At 40.9% G+C, this 15,244-nt stretch carries 6 protein-coding genes; 4 read left to right on the forward strand and 2 right to left on the reverse strand.

Annotated features, from left to right (window positions below; all coding sequences use genetic code 11):
* Window positions 1–932: hypothetical protein (locus HYU69_09675; protein MBI2270606.1), on the forward strand; the 932-nt coding region annotated here is incomplete at its 5' end.
* 63 nt (window positions 933–995) lie between these two features.
* Here HYU69_09675 and HYU69_09680 read toward each other — a convergent pair.
* Complete coding sequence (locus HYU69_09680) at window positions 996–2,525, reverse strand: hypothetical protein (protein MBI2270607.1); 1,530 nt, start codon at window positions 2,523–2,525, stop codon at window positions 996–998.
* 245 nt (window positions 2,526–2,770) lie between these two features.
* On the opposite strand from HYU69_09680, the gene HYU69_09685 reads away from it, so the two are divergent.
* Window positions 2,771–6,250: an SBBP repeat-containing protein gene (locus HYU69_09685; protein ID MBI2270608.1), complete on the forward strand. Its 3,480-nt coding sequence runs from the start codon at window positions 2,771–2,773 to the stop codon at window positions 6,248–6,250.
* On the opposite strand, the gene HYU69_09690 is transcribed toward HYU69_09685, so the two are convergent.
* The gene (locus HYU69_09690) at window positions 6,237–7,769 is read right to left on the reverse strand and encodes a hypothetical protein (protein MBI2270609.1); all 1,533 of its coding nucleotides are present in this window, start codon (window positions 7,767–7,769) and stop codon (window positions 6,237–6,239) included. The genes HYU69_09685 and HYU69_09690 overlap by 14 nt on opposite strands.
* Window positions 7,770–7,897: 128 nt before the next feature.
* Between HYU69_09690 and HYU69_09695 the strand changes: the two genes are divergently transcribed.
* Entirely contained in the window at window positions 7,898–11,983 is a 4,086-nt protein-coding gene (locus tag HYU69_09695) for an SBBP repeat-containing protein (GenBank protein ID MBI2270610.1), read from the forward strand.
* Between the two features lie 12 nt (window positions 11,984–11,995).
* Complete coding sequence (locus HYU69_09700; protein MBI2270611.1) at window positions 11,996–15,040, forward strand: SBBP repeat-containing protein; 3,045 nt, start codon at window positions 11,996–11,998, stop codon at window positions 15,038–15,040.
* Window positions 15,041–15,244: the final 204 nt, after the last annotated feature.

A 15,244-nucleotide genomic window follows, 5' to 3' on the forward strand; every position in this document is an offset into this window, starting at 1 on the left:
CGGGTACGAGTGCCGCTTCGGCTACTTTTTCTAATCCATCGGCTTGCGTGGGTTCGGGTGTGACTTTTACCAACACCGGTACTACGGGTACCTATAGCTGGAACATTGGCTCGCCCATTAATGTCAGCGGCACTACCGTTAATTTTTCTTATACGTTTTTATCGGCCGGGGTGTACAGTGTTACCCATACGGTTACTACTGCGGGCTGTACCAATACTGTAACTAAATATATTTCTGTTACTACCTGCGGCAGTGGTCCTACTGTAACTGCTTCGGCTAATTCGGTTTGCCCGGGAGCATGTGCTACGGTGAGTTCCACTCCAGTTGGTGGTACCGCTCCATATACTTATTCCTGGTCCGCCTCAGGCGGAACTTCTCAAAACATAAGTCCTTGTCCGGCGGGTACTACTACCTATACGGTGAGGGTGACGGATTCGGGAGGAAATTCGGCTACTGCTACGGTGACTGTAACGGTGAACCCTGCGGTTTCTGCAACTGCCACTCCAACTAATATCAGCTGTAGCGGTGCTTCGACAGGCTCTGCTGCCGCAGCGGGAAGTGGCGGCAGCTCACCTTATACTTATAACTGGAGTGGCGGGTTGGGTTCCGGGTTTCAGGTTACCGGTTTGTCGACGGGAACTTATACAGTTACCCTAACTGATAACAAAGGTTGTACCTCAACCTCAACCACAACAATAACCTCTCCGCCGCCATTGTCAGGACAATTTACCAAGGGAACTTCCAATTGCGCCAGCTGCGGGTGTAAGGAATGGGTAATGATCACCGGCGCAGGCGGAACAGGCCCTTACTCCTACTCATGGCCTGATGGTTATCTCAATAGGTACAAAAGTCAGCTCTGCCCGGGTGCATATTTGATCAATCTCAAAGATAAGAACGGGTGCAGCGTCAATCTAAGCCTCACTGCCCCTTGAAGAATTATCTACAGCTCGCCTGCAGCATAATTTTTGAATGGTACGGCCTCTGGAGGACCACCGTCAACGGCTTAGCAGCTTTGCCTTTCTTCGGATAATATCAGCAAAATGCTCCTTCTCAATTTTGGAGTCGATCCAGGAAACAAAGTCAAAAAAATTAAGCACCTTCGCTTCAACAGGATCTCTAAAAATCCTTAATGCTTCTTTTTTGAGTTCAATAAATGCACTACTTTTTTCATTTCCTTCGCTTAAAACAGGAGCAACTTTCCCAAAAAAATTTAGCATTATTTTTTCAAACTCAAATAACAAATGTTTCTTTTTAAGATAATTTTTAGTTTGCTTGATTAAATAGGGTAACAATTCGTAATTTTTTAATTCATAATGTACAATTATTACCAGGATTTTAGCCATCCCTTGAACATCCATGCGTAGATTATTGTTGTCAGATTTAGATATTATAATATTAAGCTGTTTCAATGTTTCACGATAGCGCTTTAAAGAAAAGTAGCATAAAGCCAAATTAGTGTACAATGCTATTTCTGCCTCAGACCTTAGTTCAGTTATATTAAACACATTGTTCTTTTCCATTTTGTTCCATACGTTAATAGACTCCTCAGGAGCTCCTGTGTCATATAAGTGTCCAATGTAATTGGCAAATAAATCTACAAATAAGTGTTGCACTATTTTAGGTTGATGTTTTGTACTTAGCGTCAGGTAAAATGATCTTGCTTTTTCAAAAGCCATTCTTATTTCATTCCTTCTATTACCCAATACACTGAGTAAAATAATTAAATTTGACAGGGCAGAAATGTATACATATGCTTTATATGGAAGCAATTTTTTATCGCGCTCCAAATATTTTATCAGCTCCATTTGTCTCCAATATGATTTTTCATCAAACTTGTTGGTTAAACCCGCCACTGAATAGTGCACATTATAAAACATGGGAATTGCACGTCCTGTTTTATATTGTGCCACACTTCTCAACAGAGGAGATTTTGAAATAGAATTTATTTTTTTGATAAACCCCTTGTCCCGTAAATTAGAATATCTTAAATTGATACGTTCTAATTCGGTTGCCAGCCTTCTCAATTCAATTATTTTAATAGTCTCATTAGCATAACTTATTTCATTATCAAATCCTCCATTGGTACAATAGTTATCTAAATCCTCAATGAATCGCCCCCGCCGCCAATAAAGTGTCTTGAGGTTAAGTATAATCAGCAAATACTCGTTTTCGCCAGTTTTACGAGCAAGTTCTTCGGCCTTTTTAATGGTCTTTTCAGCAGCAACATTTAATTTTTTCCGTATAAGTAGTTCAGCACGGTGAATAAGATTTTGTAAAATTCTGCCGATGGAAGAATCAGAATGATAATCTGATAAACTTTTTACGATGGCTTCATATGTGCGTTTTTTCAGCCACTTAAAGCCTTTGCCTTTGATCGAATCCCTTAATTTTATCTTCAATACATTTTCATCATACACTTTCATTTTATCAATACAATCAAACACCTGTATATATGAATTTCTACCCAGGTTATTGATAACATATTTTTTAAAATAAACCCTTTCATGCGTATCGAGTGATTTCACAAGGGCAAACAATTCATCAGAGGGGGTTTTCATCTATATAACTCTTTTGAAATAAAGCTAACGATTTAATACCACAAATACCCTCTCGTACCCGCAACTTTTGAACAATTTTGTAATTGATTTATTACTTCTCATTGCTGAACTTTGAAGTTTATATTATTTAACTATAAGTATCGAAACGAGTGAACCGCAAATATTAATCGGACAGCACCTGTCTTTTGCAAAGTCAAACATTAAATAGTTTCATGAAAACAATACACCCCCTCATTGCAGTTATACTTATTGCAGGAAATGTATATGCTAACGGCAATTTGGACAATCGTAAGGCTATCAAAAAAGAACAAGCGCAGTTTAGCAAAAGTGATCGTGGCACTTCGGCTGGGGTCAGTACAGGCAACCCTCCGACCTCGCTCAGGGGAGCCGGCCTCCGCTTCACCCCCAACAAATGTCAAATAGCAGATATGAACGGAAGCCTTTGTCCAAATGTATTATATAAAGGTGAGACATCAAATTGCTTTGTGGAGAATGAAAAAATTTCTTCTGAACAAAAAAACTCAATAGATAATTCGATTCATAAGCATCAGTCGCGGTTTGTTGAGAACAAAGGGCAAATGACCGACATGGCAAACAACCCCGTACCCTTTGTATTATTTAAAATAGAGGCACCTGGGCTTGATATGTATATAACCGAAAAAGGTTTAACCTACGTGTTTTTAAAACTGGAAGAAGATGAAGCAGAAAAAGAAGGCCTCACCCAAACCGACTCCAGAGAGGGTGCAAAAGGAATACCTGCATATAAAGATGAAAAAATAAAAGTAGAATGGGAGCGGATAGATATGGTATTAAAAGGAGCTGCCATTAAAAAAAAGAATATTATAAAAGAAAACGCCAGTACTGATTTTAAACAATATTTTTTAGCTCATTGCCCTGATGGTATTACAGATGTACATACATTTCAACAAATCACCATTAAAGATATTTACCCGGGTATTGACTGGGTACTCTATAACAGCAATATAAAAGGTTTTAAATACGATTTTGTTGTACACCCGGGTGCAAAACCGAGAGACATTGAACTGGTTTACAGCTCGCGTAAAAAACTAAAAATAACTGATGATGGTAATATTGAAATACAAACTAAACATGGCAAGTTAACCGAACAGGCTCCAGAAAGTTTTCTAAGTAATGGTTCCTCCCTCTCCTTTGAAGAAGGGCGAGGTGAGATGATTGAAAGCAAATTCAAACTTCTCTCCACCGAATTAAACATATATGGAGGCTATGACATTACCATTGACTTTGATTTTCCTCATATTTCTCAACTGCCTGCCGGACAGGCAGGTCTCACATCTGATTTAATTATTGACCCCCAACTTATCTGGGCTACCTTTTATGGGGGAAATTCTATTGATGGTCCAATGTCAATTGAAACGGATAACAATGGCAATGTGTTTGTAGTAGGTTACACAAGTTCTACAGATCTTCCCACCCAAAATCCCGGAGGGCTATCTTATTTTCAGGGAACTGGTGGAGCAACAGGTGCGGCGTTTATTTTGAAATTCAATAATACCGGACTACTCCTTTGGTCTACTTTTTACGCAGGAACCGGAGGTGATGGGGCTTGGTCCGTCGCCACTGATCCATCTGGCAACGTGTTTGTAGCAGGTATCACTGGCTCCAACGATCTCCCCACCCAAAATCCAGGAGCAGGAGCTTATTTTCAGGGAGCTTATGCTGGAGGCCAGGATGGTTTTATTTTGAAATTCAATAATACCGGTGTGCGCCTTTTCGCAACTTATTATGGAGGAAGCGGATTTGATTATTTTGAATCTATTGCCACCGATGCATCGGGCAATGTGTTTTTAGCGGGCATCACTAGCTCCAACAATCTCCCCACCCAAAATCCCGGAGCAGGAGCTTATTTTCAGGGAGCTAATGCTGGAGGCCTGGATGCCTTTATTTTAAAATTCAATAATGCCGGTGTGTGCCTCTGGGCTACTTATTACGGGGGAAGCGGTGATGAAATGACTCATTACACGGCAACCGATGCAGGAAGTAATGTGTTTATAACGGGTTGGACTGCTTCCGGCAATTTCCCCACCCAAAATCCCGGAGCAGGAGCCTATTTTAACGGAACTAATGCAGGAGGAGATGATGTCTTTATTTTGAAATTCAATAATTCCGGTGTGTGCATATGGGCTACTTATTACGGGGGAAGCAGCGCTGATTGGGCTCATTCCATCACCACCGATACAGGAGGCAATGTGTTTGTAGCGGGTTGGACTTCTTCCAACAATCTCCCTACTCAAAATCCCGCAGGTGGAACTTATTTTCAGGCAACTAAAGCTGGAGGATTTGATGTCTTTATCTTAAAATTTACTAATGCTGGTGTGCGCCTTTGGGCCACTTATTACGGAGGAAGCAGTGATGAATCGTTTAGCTCGGCTGACAATCTTGACGTAGACAACTGTGGTAATGTGTATTTGGGATTTGAAACTTATTCAAGTAATATTCCAATTCAATCCTCTTGCGATGTAGGGTATTTTGACAATTCATATAATGGGGGTAATGGCGACCAATTTATTGCTTTGTTTTCTAATTCAGGAATACTTCGCTGGGCAACTTATTTGGGAGGAGATGGAGGTGATTTTCGTACTCCTATAGTTGTGGATGTCAATAATAATCTCTTTGTTTCGGGAGAATGGATAAACGCTATTACTGATGCCAGCTATCCCTTAAGCACTCCTGGGGGTGGAACATACTATGACGGGACTTTTAATTTTAGTCATGATGGTTTAATGGTAAAGTTTACGCCAGTTAAATTAAATGTAACTGCAACTATTACACAGAGCACTAATTGTAGCTCCTCTTGTAATGGGACAATAACTTTAAGTCCCCCAAGCGGGGGCTGTACTCTAACCTACTTATGGAGCAACGGAGCAATGACAAAAAATCTAAGCAGTTTATGCGCGGGTACGTATAGTGTAACCATAAGCGATGCTGTGTTTTGCCGGACATTGGTGTTAAATAATTTAACCATTACTCAATCGACTGCGGTTGCGCCTACTTTGAGCTTTACTTCCACATCCATAACTTGTGGAAACAACAATGGATCCATTACAGCCACAGCAACAGGTGGAAGTCCTGGCTATAGTTATAACTGGAGTAATGGTGGGACTACATCTCAAATAACAAACCTATCTGCTCAAACATATACAGTAACAGTAACGGATAATAATTCTTGTTCTGCAATATCAACCGTAGTTATAACCGCTAACACCACACCACCAACAGTAACAGCAGTAAGCAATGGAAACATAACCTGTACTTCAAGCACAGCAACCCTAACCGGAACCAGTGCCGGCAATACAATGGTTTGGAATGGAGGAACATTAAGCAATGCCACAAACCCTGCAACGGTCAATGCAGCAGGAACATATACTGTTACCGCTACGGATGGGAATGGATGTACGAATACGGCAACAATAAATGTAATTTCTATCCCGCCTTTAGTTGGTCAATTCACAAAAGGCACAGCCAGCTGCTCCGGCTGTGGTTGCATGGAATGGATAATGGTAACTGCCACGGGTGGCACCCCCCCCTATACTTACTTCTGGCCTGACGGATATATAAACAGGTATAAAAATCATCTTTGTCCAGGTACGTATACTATAAATATAACAGATAAAAACGGATGCAGTGTTAATGTTAGCCTTACTGCACCTTGATGCGCTTCATCTTTTCCTGAACTAAATCTTTAAAGGAGCGCCCCTCAATTTTACTATCAAGCCAGCTTATGAAATCAAATTCTTCAGAAGCAAATTTTTCTGCAGGATCATCCGATAATGTTAAAAGCTGTTTTTTAAGTATTTTAAATAAGGTAATGCGCTCACTTGTATCCTGTATGAGGCAAACTTTTCTTATGAATTTCAATACATAAGATTCGTATTTGTAAAGCCGGCCTCTCTTGCTGAGAAAACGAAAAGCCGACCTGTTTATGTAATCGAGCAATTCCGAACTATCCATTTCAAAATGAATAATGAGTCTCAATATTCTTGCAAACACCTGCACATCCTGCCTGATCTCCACTTTCGGGTGGTCAATTATTTTATTCACCCATAACAAGGCTTTTGAATAATTACCGACCCCAAATAAACTATATGCCACACTATAATATACCGAAAGTTTTACATTTATATTCACTCCATTCCCGTAATGCCTGAGCTTTTCTTCCAGTTTAGGAATAAGTCTGTGTATCTGATAAAAATTACCTAAATATCCAATTGTCGCAGTTTCAAGAGATGCTGTGACACTAAATATTGAAGTGGCCAGTCGCTTATTTCCTTCTTTATTAAATTGCGCTTCCATACTTTTCAATTTTCTTAAATACTTGTAATATTCCTTTATCCTTCTCGTATAAAAACAACTGATCATAAAATTGTTTACAGCAGAGATATGCAACTCGGGATATTGCAAAGTCTGATGAGGGTTCTTTTCGATCAACTTCACCTGATTTTTTCTGTTTTCATAACATTTCTCCAGTTCGCCAATAGCAGAATAACATAAACCCTTTGCATTGAAGTAATAATAACAGGCACGAAATGAGGACGGAATGACTCCGGTAATTAACAAAGGATGGCGCAAACTCTTCTTGATCCATCCAATGGCATCATCATCCCGGACCCTTTCGCTTATTTCTGTAATTTCATAAATTTTGTCCGACAAATTCTGCAGTTCAACTTCTAATGCAAGTTCACCTACAGCCTTTTTCTCCATTGCATGAACTTCTTCGGCCCTGACATTTCTTCTTACAGGAATTCTTCTTTCGAGACGACACAATTCAATGATGTCAGCATATCGTTCGTATAACAACGCTTGCTTTTTTAACTTTTTGACATTTTTAATAAATTGACCATACAACCCCTTCTGATAAAGAAGATTTATAATTTTAAATTGATTTTTAAAAGACGAATCAAAGATCGATTCTGAATAATAAAAATCCAGACATTTTAAAATAACACGGGAAAGCCGCCACTTTACCTTTTTAATATTCTTCTGAAAGGGAGTTTTCTCCTGTTTTATCAGACCTTCATTGTAAACGCTTTGCCTGTCAATGGCCTCAAACAACTTAATGTATAGTTTATGATCATAAAACGTATTCTTATCCATATATAGCTTGAAATATCTCTTTTCAGTTTTACTCATTGACTTAATAAGCAAAAAAAGATCATCAGATGGTGTTTTCATATGTAGAATAATATTGACACTTTAAAAGTACCTAAAATGTTATAATAGAAGTGGAACTTTTGGATATTATTGGCTTGATAATCCTGTTATGTTTACCTAACTTTCGTAGTAAATCAGGTATAATGACAATGCGATACTTATTATTCTGTCAGCTATTTTCAATAACACTCTCGCACTGCTTTGCAGGAAATGAACACCTTGCTCCTATAGAAATTAAATCGCAGGTTGAACAATGGATCGGATCACAGCCGGTTGAGTTTCTTGAAAATAAAGGGCAAATAACCGATATGAGTTATAATCCTGTTCCCTTTGTGTTATTCAAAGCCGAAGCCCGCGGATTGGACATGTACATTACAGAAAAAGGGCTCACCTATGTATTCCTTGAAGTGGAAGAGGATGAATTGGAAAAAGAACATGGTGATTCCCCGGAGAGAGACGCAAAACACAAAAAAAATCTGGTGAAATGGGCACGGGTTGATATGGATCTGAAGGGTGCTCGCATTCGCAAAGAAAATATTGTTACTGAAGGCGCTTCCGATTGGGTGAAACATTTTTACCTGGGGCATTGTCCGGAAGGGATTCGGGATGTGCATGCGTATAAAAAAATTACTATAAAAAATGTTTACCCGGACATTGATTGGGTATTATATAATTCCAATGAACGGGGATTCAAATACGATTTTATAGTTCATCCGGGAGCAGATCCGGAGCAAATCAGTTTGCTATACCGTTCGCAAAAGAAACTTCACATGGATGAACCGGGGAATATTAACATTCAAACTCCTTATGGTAATCTTACCGAAAAGGCACCTGAGTGTCGTTTAGAAAAAACAAACAGCAATGTTGCTTCCCGTTTTGAAATAACCGGTTTACCATCGGAACATGAAACTGAAATTTCCTTCAGGCTTGACCACTTTGACAGGACACAGACATTAATTATTGATCCGCAAATGGTGTGGATGACGGTTTTAGGAGGAAACAACCTTAATTCTCCAAAAGATATTTCGGTAGACAATCCAACTGTTATTGCAGTTACCGGCTATACAACAGCAACAAATTTTCCCTTAATGGCCTCCTTCCAGGGATCTTTAATGGGAGCAATAAGTGCATTTATAATGAAATTCGGTGCGGGTGGTAATTTAATGTGGAGTACCTATTACGGTGGAAATATTGGTAATCAGAATGCAGAAGGCCGTGGTGTAGAAGTTGATGCCGCAGGAAACATTATTGTGGCAGGGGTTACAGGAGTTACAAATCTGCCAATACTTAATCCTGGAGGAGGAGTTTATTTTCAGGGGCCAGGTAATGGTGCCATGTCATTTGTTTCCAGATTCAATAGTGCAGGTGTACTTACATGGGGTACGTATTATGGAGGAAACGGAGTAGACCAAATTCACGATCTCTGCAAAGACATTAACGGTAATTTATATATCAGCGGATACACTTCATCTACTAATTTTCCTCTTCAAAATGCCGCGTTCGCCGCATATGGAGGCGCCAATGATGCCTTTGCAGTAAAATTCAATAGCGCAGGACAAAGATTATATTCAACTTACATCGGAGGCACCGGTGCTGATGCCGGCCTGGGCATATTTGCCGACAATACCGGCAATTTATATTTGACGGGCAGAACCGCCTCCGTTAATTTTCCTTTACTTAATCCGGGTGGGGGAACTTACTATAATGGTGTGAGCGGCGGTGCAGGCGACGCATTTATTACAAAACTCAATGCGGCAGGAGCATTGCTATGGAGTACGTATTGGGGCGGAAGCGCATCGGATAACGGAATGAGCGTGACCGGATCTTCAACCGGCGATTGGTATTTTACAGGTGAAACATCATCCACAAATTTAACTACTTTAAACCCGGGTGGAGGAGCGTACTTCCAGGGAGCAAATGCCGGCGGTGTTGATATGTTCTTGTGCCGGTTCAATTCATCGGATGCATTGACCTGGTCAACTTATTTTGGAACAACAGGAAACAATTCCTTTAACATGCAGTATAACTACGGCAATTTTCTTGCGACAGACAATTGCAGTAATGTTTATCTCGTAGGAGAAGACGATGCCGGAGGCCTCCCCATAACCAATACCTGCAATTCATTTACACTCTCCTATGCGCCAACACCTACCCAACAACAATCATACATAGTTGAGTTCAATAATAAAAATGCGATTGTCTGGAGCTCTTATTTCTATGGTATGTATGCTTGTGCCACCTTCTCAATAAAGCTGGATGGAAATAATAATATTTTTACAGTTGGAGAGCATCGAATGGCCAATCTTCCACCTTATGCAGCTCCGGCCGGTGCCTACCTTCAAAGTATCAGAACAGGTGCGGATGATGGCTATCTTGTTAAATTTACTCCTACACCGAACAAATACACCCAACCCCAGGTTAACCCTTCTGCTTGTGCATGCAATGGTTCAGCGACAGTAAATGTAACATGTGGCGCAGCCCCGTATAATTATGTTTGGAGCAACGGATCACAGACTCTTGTCACAAGCAGCTCCACTAACGCAATTACAGGCCTGTGCCCTGGTAATTATTGGGTTGAAATTACAGACGATGCATGCAGTCGTGATACTATTTACTATACACTAACAACAACTACCGGGTCTTTAACTTTAAGCACTACACAAAACAATGTGAGTTGCAATGCCACCTGCAACGGTAGTACAACAATAACGGCAAGCGGAGGAACAACTCCATATACCTACTCCTGGAGTTCGGGGCAAACAACAGCAACAATCACGGGGCTTTGCCCGGGGTCTTATTCCATCGTTGCAACCGATGGCGGAGGTTGCAAATCTGTGCAAAGTATCAACATCATTCAGACTCCGGAAATGGTCTTAGGATTCTCAACACAATGGTCCTGCTCATCAAATAATTCATCCGCCACAGTAAACATCACAAACGGCAATGCTCCTTATACCTATTTATGGAGCAATGGCCAAACAACACAAACTTCAACAGGACTTACACTTGGCAGTTACTCAATAACAATTACCGATTCCAAAGGGTGTTCAAAAGTACAAACAGCAAATATTCCTCAACCCTCCTCGATGACCCTCACACCAACTTCAACCAACACTACATGCGGCAACTCAAATGGAAGTGCGGCAGTTAGTGTCAGCGGTGGAACAACTCCTTACTCATATATATGGAGTAATGGAGCGACAGTGAAAACAAATGCAAACATCAGTTCGGGTAACTATACAGTTACTGTAACCGATTTAAATGGTTGTTCCAAATCAGCAACATATAATATAGCACCATCAAGCGGACCAACAGCAACATTTACACAATCACCGGGTCCATCAGTTTGTGTAAATACTCCGGTAACGTTCACAAATACAGGCACTACAGGTGCTGGAGTAACCTATAATTGGCTGATTAGTCCACCGAACGTAAGTGGAACAACAACCAATTTTACATATACCTTTTTGAACACGGGAAGTTTTACTGTTCAGCATACCGTCTTTAGTTCGGGTTGTTCGGCTACAATATCAAGTACCGTCACAGTTACAAATTGTGCAACCGGACCATCAGTAACAGCTACTGGTAACTCCGCTTGCCCGGGTACATGCACCATTGTTACATCCAATGGTATAGGAGGTACCAGCCCTTATACGTATTTATGGAGTACCGGAGCAACTACACAAAATATAAACACCTGTCCGGCAGCAACTACTACATACACGCTGACTTTAACCGATGTAAACGGAAATACGGCTACTTCCACTGCGGCGGTAATAATCAATCAGCCAATTACAGCAACTATGAATTCAACCAACATTAGCTGCAACGGCAATACCGATGGAAGCTCCATCGCTACCCCGGCTGGTGGAACATCACCTTACGTATATACATGGAATAACGGACAAACAACACAAACCGCAACCGGACTCACAACCGGAAACTATACCGTAACAATTACCGATTCAAAAAACTGTTCTTCAATCAGCACGGCAACAATCATTTCGCCTCCGGCATTAACAGGTCAATTTACAAAGGGGGCTTCCAATTGCCATGCATGCGGCTGCAAAGAATGGTTAATGATTAACGCTACCGGCGGAACAAGCCCATATTCCTACTCCTGGCCGGATGGAAGTATAAACAGATATAAAAACCAACTCTGCCCGGGCACATACACAATAAATATAAAAGATAAAAACGGTTGCAATATAGATGTTAACTTGAGTGCGCCTTAATAATATATCATTATGCGGTACTTATTATTCTGTCTGATCTTTTCAATTCAAGGATCATTCTCCTTTGCGGGAAACAATAAGCCAATACCTGCAGAGATCAAATCCAAAGCTTCACAATTACTGAGATCACAACCGGTAGAATTTCTCGAGAATAAGGGACAGATAACTGACAGTGAAGGGAAAGCTGCTCCATTTGTCTTATTCCAGACAGATGCTCCGGGTGTGAGTATGTATATAACTGAGACCGGGCTCACCTATATTTTCCAAAAACCGGAGGAAGATGAAAATGAATTAGCGCCTCGTAACGAACAGACAAGTGAAGAGACAAAATGGACGCGCATTGACATGACTATTGCCGGAGCGTCAATAAAAAAAGAAAATGTTATCAAAGAAATATCTTCTGAAACAAATTACAATTTTTTTAATCATTTGTATCCTGACGGCATTTACGGGGTAAAAAAATATAAAAAAATTACCATCAAGAATATTTACCCTCACATTGATTGGGTTTTATATGGCTCTAATGAAAAAGGGTTTAAATATGATTTTATTTTATTTCCGGGGGCAGACCCAAAGCAAATTGAATTAGTTTACTCATCATCAAAACGACTTGAAACAGGCAGAGCCGGAAATATTAAAATAGAAACCGAACTTGGAACACTTATTGAAAAAGCACCTGTAAGTTATCAGAACAATAAAGAAATAGCCACCCGTTTTTTAAAAACACTTGATACAAGAAACGAGAAAGGTGGATTTGATTCACATATCCGTTTTGCAATTGACGGCTATAATAACTCTGAAATCCTTACCATTGATCCGCAATTAGTTTGGGGTACCTATTACGGTGGTACGAATGCGGATGGATTTTTAAGTATTGATACTGATTCAAACAACAATATTTTTATAACCGGCTATGCCGGATCAGCAACTATACCTGCTGTAAATCCGGCAGGAGGCGCTTATTATTTTGGTGGAGCAAATGGAATGACAGGCTGGCCGCATTTAATGATCTTGAAGTTTGCCAATAATGGAGCGCTGGTATGGGCAACCTATTGCGGCGCACATACAACTGCAACATACAACATAGGGACCTCCGTTTCAATAGACGTCTTTAATAATTTATTAATTACAGGTTTTACTGAATCAACACTTTTTCCGACACAAAATCCAGGTGGTGGGGCTTATTTCCAGGGAGCTTATGCAGGTGGTGGAGGGGACGCCTTTATTATGAAATTTAACAATGTGGGAGTGCGCCAGTGGGTAACATTTTATGGCGGTAGCGGCAACGAGCATGGACATTTTATTACATCAGATGCTGCAGGAAACATCTTTGTAACAGGGTACACCAATTCAACAAATTTCCCTACGTTAAATCCTGCAGGAGGAACCTACTTTCAGGGGACAAATGCAGGAGGAACGGATGCATTTATCGCCAAGTTCAGTAATTCCGGGGTGTATCAATGGGGTACCTATTATGGAGGGTCGGGCGAGGATTATGGAAATTTTATCAGCTGCGATGTGGCAGGCAATACTTTTGTTACAGGCCATACGAAATCCACAGATCTGCCAACACAAAATCCGGGTGCGGGGGTATACTTTCAACCCGCCAACGCCGGCAGCTCTGACGCATTTATTTTGAAGTTTAATAATTCTGGCGTTCGCCAATGGGCCACTTACTATGGTGGCAGCCTTGATGATTATGGCTGTTCGGGAACTATCAGCGCTTCCGGAGAAATATATATAGGAGGCTTTACAGTTTCAACAAATCTTCCGACGCTAAACCCGGCAGGCGGCGCTTATTTCCAGGCAGCAAATGCAGGCGGATTTCAGGATGCTTTTATTTTAAGATTTAACAACGCAGGAGTGCTTCAATGGGCCACTTATTACGGGGGATCAGGAGATGAACAATTGTGCGATTTTTTTACAAAAACAGGACAGTATGAACTTATGGATATGGATGATTGTGGAAATCTATACTTTGTATTCGAAACATCATCGGCGAATATTCCAACCAGCAATACAGGTTGTGCGAATTACTTTAACAACCCCGGAACAAATTCATATAATTTTTTTGGACGCAAATTAGGAGACGTTTTCCTGGCGCAATTTAAAACCAATAACCTTGCATTGGTTTACGCAACAAACCTGTTTCCCGCAGCCGCAGGAAGTGAAAGCCACAGGGAGGCTATTTGCATTGATAACAATAACAATATTTATATTGTCGGGGAACGCAATACAATACCCAATGGCCCATTGCCCGCGCTTATTAATCCCGGGGGTGGTGCATTCAACAATCTTTTCAAATCAAACGACGATGGTTTCCTTTTAAAGCTTACAGCCTCTCCCCCACCCACATTTTCTCAAAGCCAGCTCAATGCCACAGGTTGTGGCAATGGTAATGGCAGTGCAACCATCACCATAACCTGCGGTCATCCTGACTTTAACTACACCTGGAGTAATGGCAGCCAAACATTGAACAGTACAGACACGTCAAATACTGTAACAGGACTATCCCCTGGAAATTATACCGTTACTGTTACTGATGGAGCTTGTGTACTCATTCCTAAAACATTTACATATACAATTTCAGGAGGAACCGGAGGAAGCATCACAGGTATTGTTACTAATAACAATGTAAATTGTAATGGCGGCAATGACGGATCCTCAACTGTGGCAGGCAGCGGCGGAACTGCCCCTTATACATACACATGGAACAACGGACAAACTACACAAACCGCCACAGGCCTTTCAGCAGGAAATTACACTGTGACGGTTACTGATGCAGGAGGCTGTATTACTTCTGTAACCGCTATTATAACGGAAGCCTCTCCAATGCTTGGACAATTTACCAAAGGCACAGCCAACTGTAGCGGCTGCGGCTGTAAACAATGGGTAATAGTAACCGGCAGCGGCGGCACAAGCCCTTACTCCTATTCATGGTCTGCCCCAGGCGGTTATGCAAACAGGTACAAAAATCAACTTTGCCCGGGGACTTATATAATAAATATAAAAGATAAAAACGGCTGCAGCGTAAATATTAACCTTACTGCGCCCTGACCCTGATATCTATCGGAAGAATGACAGTATTTGAAAGTAATTTGCCTTAAGCGACCTTACAACGGAAAAAGAATATCCGACAGGCAATTAAACTGCGTATAAGAAGAAGAGCCTCAATCACCAGTCATTTCCGGTTTAATTCAAAATAGGTCAAGTGGCAAGTCCGGAGTCAGAGTCTTCCAGCTTCTATGCGGAAAATTTATC

It is taken from the genome of Bacteroidota bacterium, from assembly GCA_016183775.1.
In the GTDB taxonomy this organism is placed as follows: domain Bacteria; phylum Bacteroidota; class Bacteroidia; order JABDFU01; family JABDFU01; genus JABDFU01.

Excerpts from the sequence above, each read along its gene's own strand:
- HYU69_09685 (MBI2270608.1), top strand. The coding sequence starts at position 2,771 with ATGAAAACAATACACCCCCTCATTGCAGTTATACTTATTGCAGGAAAT.
- HYU69_09690 (MBI2270609.1), bottom strand. The coding sequence starts at position 7,769 with ATGAAAACACCATCTGATGATCTTTTTTTGCTTATTAAGTCAATGAGT.
- HYU69_09695 (MBI2270610.1), top strand. The coding sequence starts at position 7,898 with ATGCGATACTTATTATTCTGTCAGCTATTTTCAATAACACTCTCGCAC.
- HYU69_09700 (MBI2270611.1), top strand. The coding sequence starts at position 11,996 with ATGCGGTACTTATTATTCTGTCTGATCTTTTCAATTCAAGGATCATTC.